The sequence below is a fragment of the Hellea balneolensis DSM 19091 genome (assembly GCF_000428525.1).
Classification (GTDB): Bacteria; Pseudomonadota; Alphaproteobacteria; order Caulobacterales; family Maricaulaceae; genus Hellea; species Hellea balneolensis.
In genome coordinates, this window is sequence record NZ_AUAC01000009.1 from 76,093 (window position 1) to 96,720 (window position 20,628).

At 50.2% G+C, this 20,628-nt stretch carries 15 protein-coding genes and 2 pseudogenes; 12 read left to right on the plus strand and 5 right to left on the minus strand.

Features of this window, described 5'->3' with window-relative positions:
* Positions 1-35: 35 nt before the first annotated feature.
* The 4 genes from F569_RS0113930 to F569_RS0113945 all read left to right on the plus strand — a co-directional run bounded on the left by F569_RS0113930 (position 36) and on the right by F569_RS0113945 (position 4,179).
* Complete coding sequence (locus F569_RS0113930) at positions 36-1,334, plus strand: ammonium transporter family protein (protein ID WP_026942704.1); 1,299 nt, start codon at positions 36-38, stop codon at positions 1,332-1,334.
* A 271-nt stretch (positions 1,335-1,605) separates the two neighbouring features.
* Positions 1,606-2,871, plus strand: a complete 1,266-nt coding sequence (locus F569_RS0113935) for an ammonium transporter (protein ID WP_026942705.1) — start codon at positions 1,606-1,608, stop codon at positions 2,869-2,871.
* A 151-nt stretch (positions 2,872-3,022) separates the two neighbouring features.
* Positions 3,023-3,646: a S24 family peptidase gene (locus tag F569_RS0113940; RefSeq protein ID WP_026942706.1), complete on the plus strand. Its 624-nt coding sequence runs from the start codon at positions 3,023-3,025 to the stop codon at positions 3,644-3,646.
* Complete coding sequence (locus tag F569_RS0113945; protein ID WP_154813756.1) at positions 3,613-4,179, plus strand: hypothetical protein; 567 nt, start codon at positions 3,613-3,615, stop codon at positions 4,177-4,179. Before F569_RS0113940 ends, F569_RS0113945 begins: the two co-directional genes overlap by 34 nt.
* A 215-nt stretch (positions 4,180-4,394) precedes the next feature.
* On the opposite strand, the gene F569_RS0113950 is transcribed toward F569_RS0113945, so the two are convergent.
* Entirely contained in the window at positions 4,395-5,168 is a 774-nt protein-coding gene (locus F569_RS0113950; protein ID WP_026942708.1) for a hypothetical protein, read from the minus strand.
* A 167-nt stretch (positions 5,169-5,335) separates the two neighbouring features.
* Positions 5,336-6,934, minus strand: coding sequence for a lysine--tRNA ligase (locus F569_RS0113955; RefSeq protein WP_051279912.1), 1,599 nt, complete (start codon positions 6,932-6,934; stop codon positions 5,336-5,338).
* Between the two features lie 265 nt (positions 6,935-7,199).
* Here F569_RS0113955 and F569_RS0113960 point away from each other — a divergent pair, with 265 nt between their 5' ends.
* From F569_RS0113960 to F569_RS0113985, 5 genes are all read left to right on the plus strand, one after another.
* Positions 7,200-8,681 (plus strand): ATP-binding protein, encoded by a 1,482-nt coding sequence (locus F569_RS0113960; protein ID WP_026942710.1) that lies wholly within the window; start codon positions 7,200-7,202, stop codon positions 8,679-8,681.
* A 297-nt stretch (positions 8,682-8,978) separates the two neighbouring features.
* The gene (locus F569_RS18245; protein ID WP_084169039.1) at positions 8,979-9,329 is read left to right on the plus strand and encodes a GIY-YIG nuclease family protein; all 351 of its coding nucleotides are present in this window, start codon (positions 8,979-8,981) and stop codon (positions 9,327-9,329) included.
* Between the two features lie 729 nt (positions 9,330-10,058).
* A complete protein-coding gene (gene dnaN, locus F569_RS0113975) occupies positions 10,059-11,162 on the plus strand; it encodes a DNA polymerase III subunit beta (protein ID WP_026942711.1) in 1,104 nt (367 codons plus the stop codon).
* A 14-nt stretch (positions 11,163-11,176) separates the two neighbouring features.
* A complete protein-coding gene (gene recF, locus F569_RS0113980; RefSeq protein WP_026942712.1) occupies positions 11,177-12,301 on the plus strand; it encodes a DNA replication/repair protein RecF in 1,125 nt (374 codons plus the stop codon).
* 257 nt (positions 12,302-12,558) lie between these two features.
* Positions 12,559-13,392: a sterol desaturase family protein gene (locus tag F569_RS0113985; protein WP_026942713.1), complete on the plus strand. Its 834-nt coding sequence runs from the start codon at positions 12,559-12,561 to the stop codon at positions 13,390-13,392.
* On the opposite strand, the gene F569_RS0113990 is transcribed toward F569_RS0113985, so the two are convergent.
* Positions 13,393-14,589, minus strand: a complete 1,197-nt coding sequence (locus F569_RS0113990) for a UbiH/UbiF/VisC/COQ6 family ubiquinone biosynthesis hydroxylase (RefSeq protein ID WP_026942714.1) — start codon at positions 14,587-14,589, stop codon at positions 13,393-13,395.
* 147 nt (positions 14,590-14,736) lie between these two features.
* On the opposite strand from F569_RS0113990, the gene F569_RS0113995 reads away from it, so the two are divergent.
* The 3 genes from F569_RS0113995 (at position 14,737) to F569_RS0114005 (ending at position 19,357) form a co-directional block, all read left to right on the plus strand.
* On the plus strand, positions 14,737-15,954 hold the full coding sequence (locus F569_RS0113995) for an NAD(P)/FAD-dependent oxidoreductase (protein WP_026942715.1): 1,218 nt from the start codon (positions 14,737-14,739) through the stop codon (positions 15,952-15,954).
* A gap of 27 nt (positions 15,955-15,981) precedes the next feature.
* Positions 15,982-16,824, plus strand: coding sequence for an NAD-dependent epimerase/dehydratase family protein (locus F569_RS0114000; RefSeq protein WP_026942716.1), 843 nt, complete (start codon positions 15,982-15,984; stop codon positions 16,822-16,824).
* Between the two features lie 127 nt (positions 16,825-16,951).
* Positions 16,952-19,357: an FtsK/SpoIIIE family DNA translocase gene (locus tag F569_RS0114005; protein WP_026942717.1), complete on the plus strand. Its 2,406-nt coding sequence runs from the start codon at positions 16,952-16,954 to the stop codon at positions 19,355-19,357.
* A gap of 20 nt (positions 19,358-19,377) precedes the next feature.
* Here F569_RS0114005 and F569_RS18250 read toward each other — a convergent pair.
* Together F569_RS18250 and F569_RS18255 are read right to left on the minus strand one after the other, a co-directional pair.
* Positions 19,378-19,805 (minus strand): annotated as a pseudogene (locus F569_RS18250) (peptidase); the annotation flags it as partial.
* Positions 19,806-19,812: 7 nt separating this feature from the next.
* Positions 19,813-20,628 (minus strand): annotated as a pseudogene (locus F569_RS18255) (IS30 family transposase); the annotation flags it as partial.

Here is a 20,628-nt window from a genome sequence, read left to right on the forward strand (position 1 = left end):
ACACCCATACGAATAATTTAAGGAAGGGAAATCCTATGCGTAAAATCGCAAAAATAATGGGCGGAGCGGCACTTTTGAGTGCACTCCCAATGATGGCTTGGGGACAAGATGCCCCTACGCTTGAAAGTTTGGCAGCTAATGACGCCTTTGTCTTTAATACACTGCTCTTTTTAATAGGCGGATTTTTGGTCATGTGGATGGCCGCCGGCTTTGCCATGCTCGAAGCAGGTCTCGTGCGCACTAAAAATGTGTCCATGCAGTGTCTTAAGAATATCAGCCTTTATTCAGTAGCGGGCCTCATGTTTTGGGTTGTCGGTTATAATCTAATGTATGGCGGCGGAACATTCTTCGGAACCATTAGCGTCATGAGCTTCACTCCAGAAGATGCTGCAACAGGATACTCATCCTATTCTGATTGGTTCTTCCAAATGGTCTTCTGTGCCACAACAGCCTCTATCGTATCCGGTACGGTGGCTGAGCGTATTAAATTCTGGCCTTTCATCATCTTCACGGTCTTTTTGACAGGTATTATCTATCCTATCGTCGGCTCATGGGAATGGGGCGGCGGCTATCTCGACAGCAAATGGGGCTTCTCTGATTTTGCGGGATCAACACTCGTTCACTCAACAGGGGGTTGGGCGGCTTTAATTGGCGCTATCATCCTCAGAGCTCGTAAAGGCAAATATGTAGACGGCAAAGTGAATCCTATCCCAGGTTCAAATATGCCTTTGGCAACGCTCGGCGTCTTTATTCTATGGCTTGGTTGGTTCGGCTTTAACGGCGCGTCACAACTCGCTATGGGTACAATTGCTGACTCAGACTCTATTGCAAAAATCTTTGTAAACACAAATATGGCGGCTGTCGCTGGTGTCTTGGTTGCCATCATTTACACACAGCTACGTTACAAGAAGATTGATCTGACGATGGCGCTTAACGGCGCACTTGCTGGCCTCGTCGCTATCACGGCCGAGCCCCTAACGCCTAGCGTACCCGCAGCCCTTCTGATTGGCGGCGCAGGGTCACTTCTGGCTTGCTTAACCGTACCGCTTCTTGACAAGCTTAAGATCGATGACGTGGTTGGCGCAATTCCAGTTCACTTGGTCGCCGGTATCTTCGGCACCTTGATTGTTCCGGCGACAAATGGCGATGCGTCATTCGTTGGGCAGCTAGTCGGCGTTATTATGGTCGGTGTCTTTGTCTCAGTTGTCTCGGCGATTATTTGGACAGCTCTGAAAGTTATAATGGGCATCCGCGTCAGTGACGAAGAAGAATATGACGGATTGGATAGCCACGAAGTTGGCATCGCGTCTTACCCAGAATTTGTGAACGGCTAAGCCGTACACGACAAGATTTGGTGAGGCGCTAAAAAGCGCCCACCGCACAATCTTTCCCCTCGCGCTTAGAGCGTTCTGTTTTGAATAAAACAAACGCGGATAGATGCGAATAACTCCCCCGGCGATGCACATCATATGTGCAAAGTCGGGGTTTTTTCGTTCAATATTTAGGCGCGGCTTATTCATCCCCAAATGCAATACAACGCTGACTCCCGCCTCTGCCCCCCATGTATTAGCGCGATGCACATAAATAATCGCGAGGGGAATCGCTATGAAAAGACTATCTAGAGCCGTATTCGGCTTAACAGCGGCCATGGCCGCATCATCCACAGCCTTTGCGCAAGACGCAGCTGTTAACTCAGGCGACACAGCTTGGATTTTAACCGCCACAGCCCTTGTGCTGTTCATGTCTCTGCCTGGTTTGGCTCTATTTTATGGCGGTCTTGTACGCGCCAAAAACTATCTTTCTGTATTGATGAAAATCTACGCCATTGCAGCACTTGCCTCGATCATTTGGGTCATTGCAGGCTATTCTATCGCCTTCGGGTCAGGAAATGGCTGGTGGGGCGGATTGGATAATCTGTTCCTCAAAAGCCTCGGACGCGACGCAGTTAGCGGCACAATTCCTGAATCCGTTTTCCTCGCCTTTCAAATGACATTTGCGGTGATCACGCCGGGCCTTATTGTTGGGGCTTTTGTTGAGCGCGTGAAATTTCTGCCCGTACTGTTATTTACGGCGCTTTGGCTGTTAATTGTCTATGCGCCTGTTACAAATTGGATTTGGGGCGGCGGATGGCTTGCTGAAAAAGGCCTTGTAGACTTCGCGGGCGGCCTGGTCGTTCACGCCACAGCCGGTATTTCAGCGCTGGTCTATGTTATCATGCTTGGCAAACGCAAAGGCTTTCCACATGAGCTCGCCGTGCCTCACCGTCCGGCTGTCGTCATGATTGGTGCCTCTATGCTCTGGGTCGGGTGGTTCGGCTTTAATGGCGGCTCACAGCTCGCAGCTGATGGCGGGGCGGGCATGGCGCTGCTTGTCACGCATATTTCAGCCTCAGTCGGCACATTAGTCTGGGTCGCTATTGAAGCGATCACGAATAAGAAACCGACACTTGTTGGCGCAGCTACAGGCACGATTGCGGGCCTTGCGACTGTAACCCCTGCGGCAGGCGTGCTCGGCCCCGGCGGTGCCTTGCTTATCGGCTTTGCCGGCGGCGTGCTATGCTATGCAGCCGTTCACCTTATCCGTGTGAAGCTGAAAATTGATGACAGTCTTGACGTCTTTGCAGTCCACGGCGTGGGCGGCATTCTCGGCATTTTGCTGTTGCCATTTCTATCCAGCACTGCGCTTGGCGGAACGGGTGATGGCGACTTTATGGTTCAGCTCACAGGCACAGCCGCAGTTGTCGCATGGTCAGCTATTGCCAGTGCGATCATTCTTGCCATTCTAAAATTCACGCTCGGCCTACGCGTCACTGAAGAGCAGGAATATGAAGGTCTCGACATCAGCCTTCACGGTGAAAGCGCTTATAATTAGATGAGGTGTTCCCGGAAAGCCTAAGGCTTATCCGGGATCTCCTACGGCACACTTGCTCTTAAACGCGGGAGATCCCGGATATTTGGCACCGCCAAATTCTGAGAACATTTCATTTGACGCATTAGGAATATTTACCTAAGTAATTTCCAACATGTTTTCGCATCGAGATATCTGGGCCGCATTGGACCGCTTGGCTGTGCATTTGTCCACTTCACCCTCGGGCCTCGCCAAACAAGCGGGACTTGACCCGACGACCTTTAATAAGTCCAAACGCACATCAGGTTCCAAAGATCGCTGGCCTTCAACCGAGAGCCTGTCCAAAGTCCTCGGCGTTGTCGGGATGAGTTTTGAAGACTTTGCCCGCTTTGCCGATAACGCGCCCAATAATGGCCCCGCCATTCCCGTCATCGGTTTGGCACAAGCGGGGGATGAAGGCTTCTTTGACGATAGCGGCTTTCCCAAAGGCGGCGGATGGGATGATGTGCGTGTGCCGGGCCTGCAAAGCGGCGGCGTCTATGCCCTGCAAATAGCCGGCGATAGCATGGCCCCTGTCCTGCGCGCAGGCGACCGCATCTTAGTCGCACCAAACGAGTCTGTGCGTAAAGGCGACCGCGTCGTCGTCAAGACTATTGACGGCGAAGTCATGGCCAAAGAGCTCTATAAACAGACCGCGCATAAGATTGAACTCATCTCGCTTAATCCTGAATATGATGACAGGGTGCTATCGAAGAAGGATGTGCATTGGATGGCACGAATTGTTTGGGTGTCGCAGTAGGGGGATTTTTCATCTTTAAAGTATTGCCGCATCTTCCATCTTATAGCCCTTCTGCTGTTCCTTTTCCATCAGATGGAGATGGACATCATAAAGAAGGTTATGTAGTTGAGTTCAAAGACCAAGAGGGGAATAGTTGGGTCGGCAACTTTCAAAAAGGCTTCACCTCTTATTGTGATACATTTGGCGAATTAGGAGACGGCATCGTATTCGTCGTAGCGGGTGGCACTGGTTACACAATAGATATCAACTCAAGAAAATGCTTGGATGAAACTGGAGCCGCTATTGATTGGTGCTTAGCTATCCCAAATCAATCAATCTTGGTGATTTCCCATGGTGTTGATTTTGAGGCGATTGATAAAAATGGACGTATTTGGGTTTCAGACCGAATTTCGTGGGATGGTTTTACTGACCTCTCCTTTGATGGAAAGAAAATTCATGGGGCGTCCTATTCTCCAATAGATGACTGCCATCATGATTTTCAACTCGATATTACAGATGGCTCCTTTGAGGGCGGTTCATTTAACGGCCCCTAACACCTCACTCCATTGATTGTCATACTACTGGCTACCTCCCCCAAACCCGTTCATCCCCGCGTAGGCGGGGACCCAGTGGAGAAAGAGTTAATGAGGGACAAACTGAAATTGGCTAGGGTCATAACCATTTGCAATTAAAGCAAATCGTAAAAGCTTGCAGTTTTTAACTGGGTCCCCGCCTGCGCGGGGATGAATGGAGGGATAAGGAATAGCCGTCACTCCAACGGTTCCCCATCCAGAAACCACTCCGCTAATTTCTTCACCCGCTTATCATCAACATAGGCTGCTAGCACTTTTGCGGCTTTGCTTTGTACCTTACGGTAGAGGTCATCATTAGCGGGCATGGTGGCGACCGCTTCTAATATCGGCGCCACCTGCGGGCCATAAGCCTCCACGTCGAGGACTAAGAGTGAGAGCGCGTAATTCGTCTCAATCAGCACATCATTGGGGGCCGCCGCCCGAGCCTCGGCATAGAGCCGTTCGCCTTCCGCCAGAGACGCGCCGAACCATTTACCGCCATTCTTTTCGCCCGTCTTTCGGATAACGCCCAGATGCCATGCACCCTCCAGCGCTAAGCCCTTCGGGTCTTCAGGATAGGCTGCGCGAAAGCCTTGTATCTTAGCGAGGGTTTTGCTCGGCAGCTTCTTACGCCACGCCGTGATATCCCCGCTGGTGCGCGTCACAAACCCATCGGCGAGCGCATATTGCAATTTCGCATTATAAAGCGACGGGTCGAGCGCGAGGGCCTTCTCTGACAGCTCCCGCGCCTCTTTGGACTTTTTATTTAATTTACTGACTTCCCCCAAGAGGATTTGCGCCGAGAGGCTTTCCGCCGCGAGGGCATAGCCTTCCGCCGTATCGAGGTTTTGCGCGATTTGGCGGGCGGTTTCATAGTCACCCGCAGTGATAAGATCGCGCACTTCGTCGGCGGAATTACCCCAAGCGGGAGACGCGAATAACAGGGCCGCAATGAGAAACGCTTTCCACATAGGCAAAGTGTATCACATGACGCGGTTTCGGGAAATTAAAATGACATGCACAGAATTATTATCACCCGGCTTGTCCGGGTTACCCATGTGAAAGCCTTAAAATGTTGCACCGCTGTCACATGGGTCACCGCAATAAGTGCGGTGATGACAACAATTAGGAGAGCCCGCTAACCCATATTCCCGTCAAGCGCGTCTTCAATCAGTGCCGCCGTTTCGTCGGGCCCGTAAATGGCGACGAATGACCCGAAGCGCGGGCCTTGGCTTTGGCCCAAACAGACCTCGTAAATCGCTTTGAACCAATTGCGTAGGTTCTCAAATTCGTGGTCTTTACCGACTGAGAAAATCAGCGTTTGCAGCGCTTCGCCATCCGCTTTCTCGGCGTCGTCCACCGCTTTCAACCGCCCGACCAAATCGGTCAGCGCCGCGCGTTCCTGATCGGTTGGCTCGCGATACTCCTTATTAGGTTTCACAAAGTCCTGATAATAGCGCACGGCATAGCCCGCCAAATCATCTAGCGCTGGATTATCCGCAGGGTTCGCCTCAGGCGCATAGCGCTGAATAAAGCCCCAGAGAATATCCTTATCCGACGCATTGGCCGCGCTCACCAAATTCAGCAGCAGCGCAAAGGACACAGGCGGAATAAAGCTCGGCGGGTTACCATTATGGATATGCCAAACGGGATTATTGGCCCGCGCTTTCTCGTCCTGTTTGTCCCACGCCGCGAGATGCTGAAAATACTCATCGACATTTTTCGGAATGACATCGAAATAGAGCTTCTTGGCCGCGCGAGGCTTGGCGAAATTAAACAGCGATAAGCTCTCTTGCGGGGCGTATTTCAGCCAATCTTCCACCGCAATCCCATTGCCTTTGGACTTAGAAATCTTCTCGCCTTTTTCATCGAGGAACAGCTCATAGACATATTGCACAGGTTGTTGCCCGCCCAAAATCTTACAAATCCGCGAATAGATCGGCGCATTGTCCTGATGGTCTTTGCCAAACATTTCAAAGTCCACACCGAGGGCTGCCCAGCGCATGCCAAAATCCGGCTTCCATTGCAGCTTCACATGTCCGCCCGTGACGGGGAGCGTGACCTCGGAGCCATCCTCATCATCAAATGTAATCGTCCCGGCCTTAGCATCAACGGATGTCATCGGCACATAAAGCACCCGGCCAGAGCTTGGCGAGATCGGCAAAAATGGCGAGTAAGTCGCGCGGCGTTCCTCACCGAGTGTCGGGAGCATCACCGCCATGATGTCATCAAATGTCTCCAGCGCCTTTAAGAGCCACGGATCATAACGCCCCGAGCGGTAAAGCTCCGTCGCCGAGGCAAATTCATAATCAAAACCGAAACTATCCAAAAAGGCACAGAGCCGTGCATTCATATGCGCGCCGTAACTTGCGTGTGTGCCAAAAGGGTCGGGCACATCGGTGAGCGGCTTTTGCAGATATTCCTCAAGGCTCTCAGGGTTGGGCACAGTCGGCGGCACTTTGCGCATCCCGTCCATATCATCGGACACACAGATAAGTTTGGTCGGCACTTTCCCCTCGGTCAGGGCGATAAAGGCATTCATCACCATCGTCGTGCGCACCACCTCGCCAAAGGTGCCAATATGCGGCAAGCCCGACGGCCCATAACCCGTCTCAAACACCACAGGAGCCTCCCCGCGCTCTATGCCGCGTTTCTTCTCAATATCGAGCCGTTTGAGAATCTGCCGCGCCTGTTCAAAAGGCCAAGCTTTCGCGCTCATATATGTGTCGTTGGGCATGGGAATATCCGCATTGAGTTTATGCGCGGGATGTAGTCGGTGCGGCGGGTGGGGTCAATGGGGTGGGTTTGTTGCGCCAATTTATGAGAAACCAATATGAGTAGTTCAAAATTTTCACCCGAGGCACTTGTATTTGATTTTGAGGGTTTCTATATTGATTACGCAAATCGATCCTATTGGTCTGCAGTTACATTGATAAATTAGTGCCTACTGCACCAGTAGTGTCGATTTGATTTACTTAAAACTTTTTTGAGGAAAAATCAAAATGACTAACACTGAAACCACTATGCCGACTAAATCGGCAGACATTACTCCTAATGCCGCTAAGCTTTATAGCTCGTTGCGACAGTTGGATTACACTAGCACCACAGCAATCTGCGATTTGGTAGATAATTCAATTGATGCGGGAGCTTCATCCATACATGTAGATGTATTTGCTGAAGGCAAAACTAATATATGTCAAATTCAAGTTGCTGATAATGGCTCGGGGATGTCTGGACCTAAATTAGCTGAATCTATGAAATTAGGCTCAGCCTCCGAAAAAGATCATGACCATCACATGTATCTTGGTCGTTATGGTATGGGCATGATAACGGCCCCATTGTCAATTGGACGTGAGTTGACAGTTGAATCGCTGCAGAACGAAACTATACATCAGGCAATTCTTGACTATGAAGCCGTTTTGGAAAGCAATAAGTTTGTTATTCCATTGAAAGTAATTCGCGGAACAAACGCTAAAGAATTTCTTGATGACTTTCATAACGCTTTCCCCGATGCTGAATCAGGTACTATCGTTACCATTGATAAGGTTGACCGCTGGGCATGGACACGCCTTAGTGCAAGTGAAGATAATCTTGTAAAAGTCCTTGGGCAAACTTTCCGCAAATTTATTCAAGGTGGAAATGAAGCTCGCGTAAAAATTTACGTTAACGGCGAATTGATCGTGCCTATTGACCCAATTTTCGACCACAACCCTCAACTTCTCGATGAGGAAACCTTTGAAGTCCATGGGGAGGAAGTAACCATGCGGCTTTTTGAGTTGGAAGACTATGGTCGAACAGGGAACAGAGACCGCCAATTAAATATTCCCAATCAAGGCTTTTATGTGCTCCGTAACAACCGTGAAATCGCAGCAGGTGTTCACTTGAAACTATTCGCTAAGCACAATGATTATAACCGTTTTCGTGCAGAGTTCTCATATCCAGGTTCTTTAGATGAATTTTTCAATTCAGGTTTTACAAAGCAACGTATAGAGGCAATTGGTGATCAAAGTCTCAGTGATAAAATCAAAAAATTCCTCAACCCTCAACTTAATTCATTGAAAAAAAAGGCAAAACTTAAACGCCGTAAAAACCGAGCAGATGTAGGTCATTTTTCCAAGGCTGGAAAAAATATCGAAAAGCGGGGTAACTTAATTACATGGCCACCATCAGAATCGGACGCAACAGTTAAAGCGAAAGCGGTTCGATTCGAGACTGAGAATAATAGTGACTTTGCACCGCTTTATGACTGCACGGTTGACGGGAAAACGGTTGTTATTATCTGGAATGAAGACCATCCATTTTATCAGCAAGTCATTTCAGCCTACAGCGACGATCCAGATATCGTCCATCCGATCTGTTACTATATATTCGCACTCGCAAATGCGGAACTAAAATCAGAGCCAGATAGCCAAAAACAAATTATACTTGCAAACAATCGCAGTGAAACTTCATTAGATTTAAGAACGCTAATGCACTCATCTTAATTAATTTTGAGAGCCAGATTACTGGCTCTCATTTTCTAAAGCCTCCCCCTCCCCAATCATCCCCGCGTAGGCGGGGACCCAGTTATGGGCTTTCTTATCGGGGGAGAGCTTGTCATTGCGATGGTCATGGCCTTTGGTTTTTACAGCTCTGTGGCGGGAGGTTGGTTCTCTGCTGGGTCCCCGCCTACGCGGGGATGATAGGAGAAAAAGAAGCGGGGGTGATAGGAGAAGGAGGGGCGGGGATGACGGGAGAAAGGGGGGCTTGTAATCGCGATTATTGCAATATATGTTCACTTAATGTTCTACACCTACATTGTCGCCAGCAAACGTAATGGCACCCTCTATACGGGGCAGACGAATGATATTTGCCGCCGTGCCGAAGAACATCGCTTGGGGATATTTCCGGGGTTCCCGCAAGAGCATCATTGTATCTATCTGGTTTGGTATGAAGAGCACCCTACGCGCCAAGCCGCCTTTATCCGTGAGCGGCGGATTAAGAAATGGGAGCGGGCGTGGAAGCTATCCATGATAGAGGCGGTTAATCCTTTGTGGTTGGATTTGGGGCTATGTCCGATGTGGCCTTTGCCTGACAAGCGGGTTTATCCTGAGATTTGGGATAATGCCCTGGCTACGGCTGTTCCTCGATAAGTTCGTTCACTGCTGGGTCCCCGCTAATGCGTTTTTTCAAAACGCTCGGCGGGGATGAATGGAGAAGAAGGCGGGAATGATGAGAAGGGAGGTCAATCCTAAAGAATAACCCCCAAAACCTCCACGATTACTGCAATCGTCAGAGATGTATGCTCCCCCTCCCGCTTTGCCCCTATATTCAGACTCGTTCCTCTTCTTGGGACAGGCAAGCGTACGTTGGCTGGCTTGGGAGAGGACGGTGTTTGTAGGTTTGTGTTTTGCCTATGGCAGAATACATAACGTTCTAGGCGTAACGCCCTAGGACAGCCTGCCGAAGGTGAGCTGCGGGACTATGGTCCGCTCGGCCCTTCGCATAAAGACATCGCCGCGCGGTTTTTGGCCGCGTAAAACATATATTTTTGACGTCTGAGGTTTTTCCTTCGCCGTCAAAGCCGCGCGGACCGTCCCACATTTTGTGGCAGGTTAGACTTAGCTGACCCCTCGATGGGCAGCCGCAACATTCGCGTGGGACAAAAGCAAATATGCACGACCCTCACTCACGTCGTTTGGTCGGTACTTCATTGCAATCGAGGCTCTGCATTGATTACGGGCATTTCGCGCCCCAAAATCAGAGGCTCTCTATGGGTTGAATAGGCCTTGGCATTTACCCCGATTACGTTATGTTATGCGTTCAAACTGGCCGCTCCGCGTGAGGGGCCTTTTTCTACAGATTATAAGCAGGCTGAAAAGATGAGACTTTCTATTGAACGCGCCGCGCTTTTAAAAGCGCTCGGACATGTGCAAAATGTTGTGGAGCGCCGCAATACGATTCCGATCCTGTCCAATGTGTTGATGAGTGCCGAGGGCGGCAAGGTCACTTTGGTCGCAACGGATTTGGATATTGAAATATCCGAAGACACCGCCGCAGATGTCGGCGCGCCGGGGCAGATTACGGCCCCCGCTCATACGCTTTATGATATTGCGCGAAAGCTCCCCGATGGGGCGCAAGTGTCTTTGCAGATTAACGCCGATGACCGCTTGGATGTCGATGCGGGCCGCTCGCATTTTACGCTCCCGCTACTGCCGTCTGGGGATTTTCCGAAAATGACAGCGGATGGTTTTACGCATAATTTCGTGCTGAAAGCGCCAGAGCTGCGCCGCTTAATCGACAAAACCCGCTTTGCAATTTCGACCGAGGAAACGCGCTATTATTTGAACGGAATTTATTGCCATGCCCATGATGGGGCGTTGCGCGCGGTTGCCACAGATGGGCACCGCTTGGCGCTGGCCGAGATGGACCTCCCTGCGGGGGCCGAAGGCCTGCCCGGCGTGATTATCCCGCGTAAAACTGTGGCGGAAATTCGCCGCTTAATCGATGGCGGTGAGGCTGATGTTGCGATTTCTGTTTCTGAGGCGAAAATTCGTTTCCATTATGGCTCAGCGGTGCTGACTTCCAAGCTGATTGACGGAACCTTCCCCGATTATGAGCGCGTCATTCCTAAAGGAAATGAGAAAGAGCTAACCATCGACAACAAAGTCTTTGCCGATGCGGTGGACCGCGTGGCCACGATTTCCGCCGAGAAATCTCGCTCGGTCAAAGTCACGCTGTCCCAAGATAATTTGGCGCTGACGGTGAATAATCCTGAGAGCGGAAACGCCCATGAAGAATTGATGGTGGATTACAGCGCCGACCCGCTAGAGATTGGCTTTAACGCGAAATATTTGCTCGATGTAGCGAACCAGATTGAGGGTCGCGACGCGACCTTCTTCCTTGATAGTCCCGCCTCTCCCGCTTTGGTCAAAGACGCAGAAGATCCCGGCGCGCTCTTTGTGCTGATGCCGCTGCGCGTCTAAAATTCGGGCGTGGTGTGTCCCATATAGCCTCACTGCGCCTGACGGATTTTCGCTCTTACGCCTCGCTTGATATTGCGCTTTCGGGCGCACCCGTTGTGCTATACGGCCCGAACGGCGCGGGGAAAACAAACCTTTTAGAGGCCGTCTCTTTCCTCTCGCCCGGACGTGGATTACGCCGCGCCAAGATGGAAGACCTTGCGCGGAGGTCTGGAGACACTGCCGCCGCGGCTTGGGGGATAAATGCTGAGGTCGATGATACGCGCGTCTCAGTCGGGCAAGTCCCGGAATATCCCAAGCGGCGCATTGTACGGCTCGACGGAAAAAATGCGAGCGGAACACAGCTTGCACAGCTCTTAACGCTGATGTGGCTCACCCCTGCCCAAGACAGGCTCTTTACCGGACCGGCGTCGGATCGCCGCAAATTCATGGACCGTTTCTCTCTGGTGCATGCCCCCTCTCATGGCATGGCGAGCCTGCGATATGAGAAGACGCGCTCTGAACGTAACCGCCTGCTTTCGGACGGCATCACTGACAGAGGATGGTATGAAGCCCTTGAAGCCGACATGGCCACACAAGGCGCGCATGTCGCTCAGGCCCGCGCGATGACGGTCACGCGGCTCGTGGACGAAATCGAAGCGCGTGCTGCCGCGAAAGAAGATGACGTCTTCCCAAAGGCCATCCTCGCGCTAGAAGGCGAAGCCGAAGAGCAGTTTCAAAGCGGCCTGAGCTTTGAGGATGTGGAAAACTATATCTGCGAAACGCTTGCTGCTGACCGTCCCCTTGATCAACGCGCGGGGCGGACCTTGCGCGGGGTGCATAAATCAGACTTGCGGGTACGTCATGCTGAGAAAAATATGCCTGCCGAGGATTGCTCGACGGGGGAGCAGAAAGCGCTGCTGATTGGCCTGACCCTCGCCCATGCCCGCGCGCAATCGGATAAAAAACCTATTCTGCTGCTAGATGAAGTCGCCGCGCATCTGGACATAGACCGCCGCGCCGCGCTGATTGAAGAGCTTATCGCGCTGGGCACGCAAATATTTATGACGGGGACGGATGCGTCGCTTTTCGAGGCGTTTAATGGCCGCGCCCAAATGTTCGAAGTGCGCGAAGGGTCCGTGTCTGAAAAAACAGGCCCCTAAAATAGAAATGGTCCGTTACTCGAAAGTAACGGACCGACGATACCGAAACGGGGCGCAATGTCCGGTACCGAAATAGAGCCCCCAGAGCCCTAGTGTTCAGTATTCCAATGCGTAGCAGGTTACTATGCCTCGCTACATGAATGTATCTTGAACAAATTTTTCGTACCTATTTTCACGGCACTCACATAACTCTGTTCATACGTTTTCAACCTTTCCCCTAAGGGTCATTTGCATTAAACTTACCTAGGGAGAACGCTATGAAACCAGAAATAGTTGCAATATTGGGAATTTTTTTAGCATTTATTGTCGCTGAAATTTTGTTTACCAATTTCTTTAAGAAAAAGGACCAGAAGTCTAGTGATGGCGCTGTGGAGTTTTTCAGCACGGGTACGCTTCTCCTCCTGACCCAGCCTTTAATCATGGGAACCAGCTATGCCCTTGGCCTGATGTTTTTTCCGGAACTTCAAGACAAGCTATCCGGCTTGCATTTTCTTGCAGGGTTTGGCTTATTCCTGATCTTTGACGATCTAACACAATATTGGTGGCACCGCCTCTCGCATTCTGTTCCGTGGCTTTATAAACTACACCGTCCGCATCATAATGCGGAGTATATGAGCATTCGTCTCGTCTATCGGAATAATACGTTTTACTATGCCATGATGCCGGGATTATGGTTTTCAGGCGCTTTGATCTATCTTGGACTGGGGTGGGTTTATGCCGTTTACATAATAATGAAAATGACAATTATTTTTGGCGCTCATTCAGATCTGCCATGGGACAAAGCTCTATATAAGTCAAAATGGCTCTCGCCTCTTATGTGGGTCGTTGAGCGCACCATCAGCACTCCTGCCACGCATCACGCCCATCACGGCCGCCACAAAGCTGATGGCGTGACCCATTATAAAGGTAACTTTGGCAATATGCTGTTTCTCTGGGATATCATCTTTGGCACCGCCAAAATCACGCGTCGTTACCCGCCCGAATATGGCGTTGAAAACCTGCCAGAAACATCGCTGTTGGAGCAACTCATTTGGCCTGTCGTGCGCAAACATCCTCAGCCCAAAGACACTGTCTTGGATCCGGCGGAATAATCAACGCTGTAACAAACTCGGCAAATCTCCTGATTGTCCTGCCGCTTCTTTCATGAAAAAGGCCTGAGCCGGTTTAAAACGGTTCACCGCCGCCAGACCCACACGCCTTGCATGACGCAGCGGCCCCAAGCGGCTTGTAAAGAGACGGTTGAGCATATCCGTCGTCATACCCAGCATTTTATTGTCAAAATTTCGCCACGCTTCATAATCGCCAATGGCTGCGCCGCCCAAGTCAAGACCTGTTGATAAACTGCTCTCAACAACATCGGCTAGCGCCGCCGCGTCGCGCAATCCCATATTCAGGCCCTGCCCGGCTATCGGATGGATGGAATGGGCCGCGTCCCCAACTAACACAAGACGCTCATCCGTGTAACGCTCCGCCATCTGCAAGCTGAGCGGAAAAGCCTGCCGCGGCGCAGAGAGCTTTATCTCCCCTAGAAAGCCACCAATACGCCTCGCCAGCTCCGCCGTAAAAGCAGCTTCGTCCAACCCCATAGCCGCATCTACAGCCCGCGCTGCATCTGACCAAACGATTGAACAGCGCTGTCCCGTCAACGGTAATAGCGCCAAAGGGCCTCCCGCGAAAAAAATCTGATGCGCCACGCCATCATGCGTCAGCTCATGCTTGAACGTTGTGACAATTGCTTTCTGCTCATAGGCAAAACGCTGCACATCAATCCCCGCTTGTTGGCGAAGATTCGAGTTACGTCCGTCCGCCGCAACAAGCAAAGATGCAGTGAAGTTAGTTTTGTCTTTCAGCGTAACCGTTACGCCTTTAGGGGTTCGCACTGTTTTAAGAATTTCTACGGGGGCAAGCAGCCTAATATTTTTGCTATCTTGAACCTTTCGCAAGAGAGCCGGTCTTAAGCGGTTATTCTCCACCATATGACCTGTAGGGCCGCCCACATCCGTACTGTCAAAGTGCAGAGTCAAAGGCGAGACCTCACCCACAGCACCGTCTGCAATCAACATATCCGAAATGGGCTGAACATAGCCGCCAAGCGTTTCAGCAATACCCAAATGCTCAAACATAGCAAAACTACTCGCCGCAACAGCAGAGGCCCGTTCGTCCTGTGATGTTTCAGGCGAAGCCGCATCCAGAAGGCAAACCTTCGCGCCTTTATGCGCACAGGCCAAAGCAGAGCTAAGCCCAACGAGACCCGCGCCGACAACAATAATGTCAAAATCAGCATTCATAAGGTGAACTTAACGCGGAGCAGAAGCTTTTGCTATGGGGCGTTTTGGCTAAGGGGAGGAATGGGGATAGCGGAAATTAAAATAAGTATGTGTTATGATGTCGATTTAATTTTGTAGTATTTTAATTAAAGAATATCTGACTTGGTTATGACATTAGAGTTACAGAACCCACAGCATAAGAGCTATGACATTATCATCATAGGCGGGGCAATTATGGGCGCATCCACAGCCTGGTTTTTGTCTAAGAATAAGGACTTTAGAGGCTCTGTCTTAGTTGTTGAGCGCGACCCGACTTATGTAAATTCTTCGACTATGCACACGAATTCTTGCATGCGGCAGCAGTTTTCTACAGAGCTGAATGTTCACATTTCACAATTTGCTGCGGATTTTGTCAAAAATATCAGAGACCACATGGACGCAGATGATCTGGTGCCTGAACTTTCTATTCAAAACTTTGGTTATATGTATCTTGCTGACAATGACAACTTTGCCGATGTCTTGCGAGAGAGCCAGCAAGTTCAACTCAATGCAGGTGCTGAAACGCAACTTTTAAGCCCTGACCAAATTAAACTAAAATATCCATTTTATAATGTTGATGATATTGTTCTTGGTTCAATCAATTTACGTGATGAAGGGTATTGGGACGGCACGGCAGTCTTTGATGCGTGGCGGCGTCAATCACGCAAAGCTGGTGTCGAGTATATCGCAAATGAAGTTGTCAGCATGACGAAAAGTGCAAATGGCACGAAAGTGGAAAGCGTCACCCTTAAATCCGGTGAGGTCATAGCCTGTGGCAAGATGCTTAATGCCTCTGGCCCGCGCGCGGCTCGTACAGCCAAAATGGCCGGTATCGAAGTCCCCGTTGAGCCCCGTAAGCGTTACAGCTGGATATTCGCCGCTGAACAACCACTCGACCAAGACCTACCACTAACCATTGATCCGTCAGGCGTACATGTGCGCGAAAATGGCGGCGGGACGTATCAATGTGGTGCGCATTCTGACATTGACCCTGCCGTTGCCTATGATGACTTTACGATGGATTTCGACATTTGGGAAAGCCATGTCTGGCCCATCCTCGCCACGCGTATTCCGCAATTTGAAGCGATAAAAATCCAAAGTGAATGGGCGGGACATTACGCCTATAATACATTTGACCATAATGCTATTATGGGGCCGCATAATAACATTACGAATTTCTATTTCCTCAATGGTTTTTCTGGACATGGCTTACAGCAATCGCCGGCAATGGGGCGTGGGAGCGCAGAGATGCTGATTTATGGCGAATATAAGAGTTTGGATTTATCGCCTTTTAATTATAACCGTATTTCAACTAACACGCCAATAATTGAAAAAGCCGTTATTTGAGGCTCAAATCGCATAGATGAGAATATTATGAAACGTATAGTTTTAACGGGAGCCGCCGGACGCCTTGGATCTTATTTGCGTGAACCCCTAAGTCAATTAGCAGCGGAACTAATCTCTTCGGATATCGTTGATGATATCGGCAGCCTCTATCCTAATGAACGATATCAAAAGGCTGATGTGGCTGAGATGGATGATATCATGCCCCTGCTTAAAGACGCAGATATAGTCGTTCATTTCGGCGCTTATGTTGACGAAGGTCCATTTGAAAAATTACTCGGCCCGAATTTCATCGGGGCCTATAATATCTGGGAAGCAGCTTTTCAAAATGGGTTGAAGCGCGTGGTTTACGCCAGCTCGATCCACGCCGTTGGCATGTATCCCAAAAATGAGTTTATTGGCACTGACGTGCCTCATCGCCCTGATACTTTTTATGGATTGGCAAAATGTTTCGCCGAAGATTTAGGAAGTCTGTATTGGGATAAGCGCGGGCTTGAAAGCGTGCATATGCGCATTCTGTCTTGCGCCCAAGTCACCAACCCGCGTGCAGTCGGCTCATGGCTATCATATGATGATCTAATCCAGCTTGTCGAAAAATCTATCACCACACCTGTGACAGGGTTTAGCATTATTTACGGTGTTTCCAACAATGACCGCACGCCAGTGGATAATGCCAAGGCAAGCCATTTGGGCTACCGTCCCAAAGATAACGCCGAACAATTTGCCAAAGAGGTTTATGCGTCCAATCCTCCGCTCAACTCGCTGGATGTTGGGGATTATTGTCATGGTGGCCCCTTCGCGTCTATCGAACTCGGTCACGGTGCCATGGCAGGTATGAATATTGTCAACGATACAAAAAAAATCAGGGATTAGTAGCTTTTACCAATACCCCCTTTCAGGATAAAGCACCCACCCCGCCACACAAAACCCTTCCCTTCTTAACCTCATATTTACGTCCCGCCTTCAGACTTTGTTAGGATAAATTTAAAGAGGTTTAACAATGCCGCCAAGCGCTAGCGCAACTGATTATGACGCAGGATATGCCCATCAACTGATGGAAGACCTGAACATGTCAACGGGCAGTGCATTTAAGCGCGCTATAATCGCTCTCTTGCTCTGCGCTGTCGGGGGAACTGTCTTACTCGCTATTTTGTCCTATAACCCTTTTGATTCAACAGGTGACACAGCAGGTATTGGCCGCGTGCAAAACCTTTTGGGCGGACCGGGCGCAAAGCTATCCAATATCCTTTTACAGATATTAGGATGGGGTAGCATATTGGCAGCCGTGCTGACGCTTTTTGCTGGTATTCGCGGAATTTTCCGTCCTAAAACACAAATAACCAAATTAGAGACAGCACGGAATAGCTTTCTTTTCCTGGGCGCTGTGATCTTCGGTACGGCAACCTTATCAGCTTTTCCAATCCCGCAAAGCTGGCCCATGGCCGGAGGTTTGGGCGGTTGGGTCGGTGATAGCATTTATCTCAATATCAAAGGTGTTTTGGATCATTTCAATCTTCCGATCTCAGGACTCGTCGTTGCTTTTCTGACATTTATGGCCGCTGGATTTTGTCTGGGACGGTTTCTCAATATCGTCGCCAAAGACCTCATAGATATTTGGGACGCCGCAGGATTGGTCTGGGCCTATATTCGGATAGGTATCGATAAGATGGCGCTATTCGTGACCAAATTATTTAAGAAAAATTATGTTGAACCTCTGGGAGCGTCTGACTCTATTGATAATCTTTACAGAACGATTCCCGACACGCCCCAAGCGGCGAAGCCCAAAACAAAACGCGTCCGCAAAGCTAAAACCGTTGCGCCTCAACCCACAAAAGCTAAAGCCTCGGCTAAACCAAAGCCGAAAGCCAAACCCAAAAAGCCGCAATTTAATTTCCCCGAAGGCTCTGACTTTGTGTTGCCAGGCCTTGGTCTGTTAAAGGTCCCGCCGCCCCGCTCGGCGATAACTGATGAAGGTGCCCTGCGCCGCTCCTCTGATCAACTTCACAAGGTCATGGCGGATTACGGCATTGAAGGCGAAATGGGCGCCGTGCGTCCGGGACCCGTTGTAACGCTTTTTGAATTTGAACCTGCTCCCGGTGTTAAATCCCAACGTGTGATCAATCTGTCCGATGATATCGCGCGCAATATGTCCGCACAATCCGCCCGTATCGCTGTCGTACCGGGGCGGAATGCCATGGGCGTAGAAATGCCAAATCGGCGCCGCGAAACCGTCTGGCTACGGGACATGCTTGATTCAGAATTGTTCAAAACAACTGATATGGCTCTGCCGCTTATCCTCGGAGAAGATATTGGCGGTGCTCCGTTCATCACAGATCTATCAAAAATGCCCCACTTGCTGATTGCGGGTACGACGGGCTCGGGTAAGTCGGTCGGTGTGAATGCAATGATCCTCTCGCTCATGTACACTCTCACGCCGGAGCAGTGTAAGTTCATCATGATTGATCCGAAAATGCTTGAGCTGTCAGTTTATGATGGCGCGCCGCATTTGCTCGCGCCTGTTGTTACCGAGCCTAAAAAAGCGGTTGTGGCCCTGAAATGGACGGTGCGCGAGATGGAAGACCGCTACCGGAAAATGTCTAAAATGGGCGTTCGCAATATGGCCGGTTATAATGAAAAGGTTGCTGAGGCCAAAGCAAGCGGCGAGGTCATGACGCGGACTGTCATGACGGGTTATAATAAAGAAACAGGTGAGCCGGAATATGAGACCGAAGAGTTAAACTTTGAACCGATGCCCTTTATCGTCGTCATTATTGACGAGATGGCTGATCTGATGATGGTCGCGAAAAAAGATATTGAAGGCAGCGTACAGCGCCTTGCGCAAATGGCGCGGGCCGCTGGTATTCACATGATTATGGCGACTCAGCGCCCCTCTGTGGATGTGATTACAGGTACGATCAAAGCCAATTTCCCCACCCGTATCTCATTCCGTGTTGGTTCAAAAATAGATAGCCGCACCATTTTGGGCGAACAAGGCGCAGAGCAATTGCTCGGAAATGGTGATATGCTCTTTATGGGTACGGGCCGACCGCGCCGCCTCCACGGGCCATTTGTCAGTGACGGCGAAGTTGAGCAAATTGCAAACTTTGTCAAAGCCCAAGGCGCGCCAAGTTACCTTGAGGACATCACAACGGAACGCGAAGAAGGCCCAAGCGATCCCACAAAAGCGGGCGGCGGAAGCGAGGGCAACTCTCTCTTTGATCAGGCCGTCGCTATTGTGGCCAGAGACCGTAAAGCTTCCACCAGCTATATTCAGCGCAAGCTAAGCATCGGCTATAACCGCGCGGCGGATTTGATTGAACGCATGGAAACAGAAGGTATGATTGGTGAAGCCATGTCAGGCGGCAAGCGCGAAATTTTCCTCCCTGAGCAGGACGACCCGTTTTAGAGAGTGCTTAATTTCTGGCTTTAATTAGAGCCAAATGTGTAATCGGGCAAAGCCTTAAACGCTTTTTTCAGGGCCTTTCCCCATCCTGTGGAAATATGCCGAAAATATTTATCATCGCGCTTGATCCTCTGCTTATGCCCGATTTTAAGACTGTCTGTTTCATAAACCATAAGGTCGAGCGGTAAGCCCACTGACAAATTGGCTTTAATCGTAGAGTCAAATGAGACCAACAACAACTTAACCGCATCCTCAAAACTCATTTCGGGGTCTTGGGCACGCACTAATATAGGACGCCCATATTTGGTTTCACCGATTTGGAAAAAGGGCGTGTCCGTTTCGGCTTCTATAAAATTGCCTTCGGGGTAAATTAGAAAAAGTCGGGGCGGCATGCCTTTAATTTACCCACCCAAACCAATGTGGCGTTAAAGGACGCTTCTGCAGTTTGCCCTGTGAGTTCAACGGGTCGCCGCAACACATTGGCCAAACCGCTCGGCCGGTGTTTCGTAGTCGAGGGTCTTTCGGGGACGCTCGTTGAGAGCTCTAGCTATCCCATTTAATTTAGCTTGGCTATAGACGGAGAGATCGATGCCTTTGAGAAGGTATTGTCTGATGAGGCGATTGGTGTTCTCATTGCCACCACGTTGCCACGGACTATATGGATCGCAAAAGAAGAGGTAGATATCTGTCGCTACCGTAAACACTTTATGGGAAGACATCTCCATGCCTCGATCCCATGTCAGTGATTTGTAGAGTTCCTTGGGTGATTTCTTTGCGTGCTTGGTGAGGGCCGCAGTCACCTTGGCTGTTTCTTTGCCTGGGACTTTAACGAGCATGACATAGCGAGAATGACGCTCTACAAGTGTCGCGATAAAGTTCTGTTTTGACCCTGCAATCAGGTCGCCTTCCCAATGCCCTGGAACAGTTCGGCCTTCTACTTCTGCTGGCCGTTCACGTATGGAGACAGCTTCGGTTATCTGGCCTAAGCTATCTCGCTTGAGGCTGGCGTGGCGTGAACGCCTGATGGTCCGGCGGCTAGCGCGTAAGTGAGCCATGAGTTCTTTCTTTAGTACACCGCGTGCCTGTACATATAGACTTCGATATATAGTCTCATGCGATACGTGCTTTGGCGTCTCTCCTGGATACGTTCTCTTTAACCATCCTGCTATCTGCTGCGGTGACCATTTCTTTTGCAGTTTACGGGCAACAGTCTGCCTGAGGAAGGCGCTACGTGCAGCTTACACAATTTAGGACGACAGGCTCGTTCCCAAGCG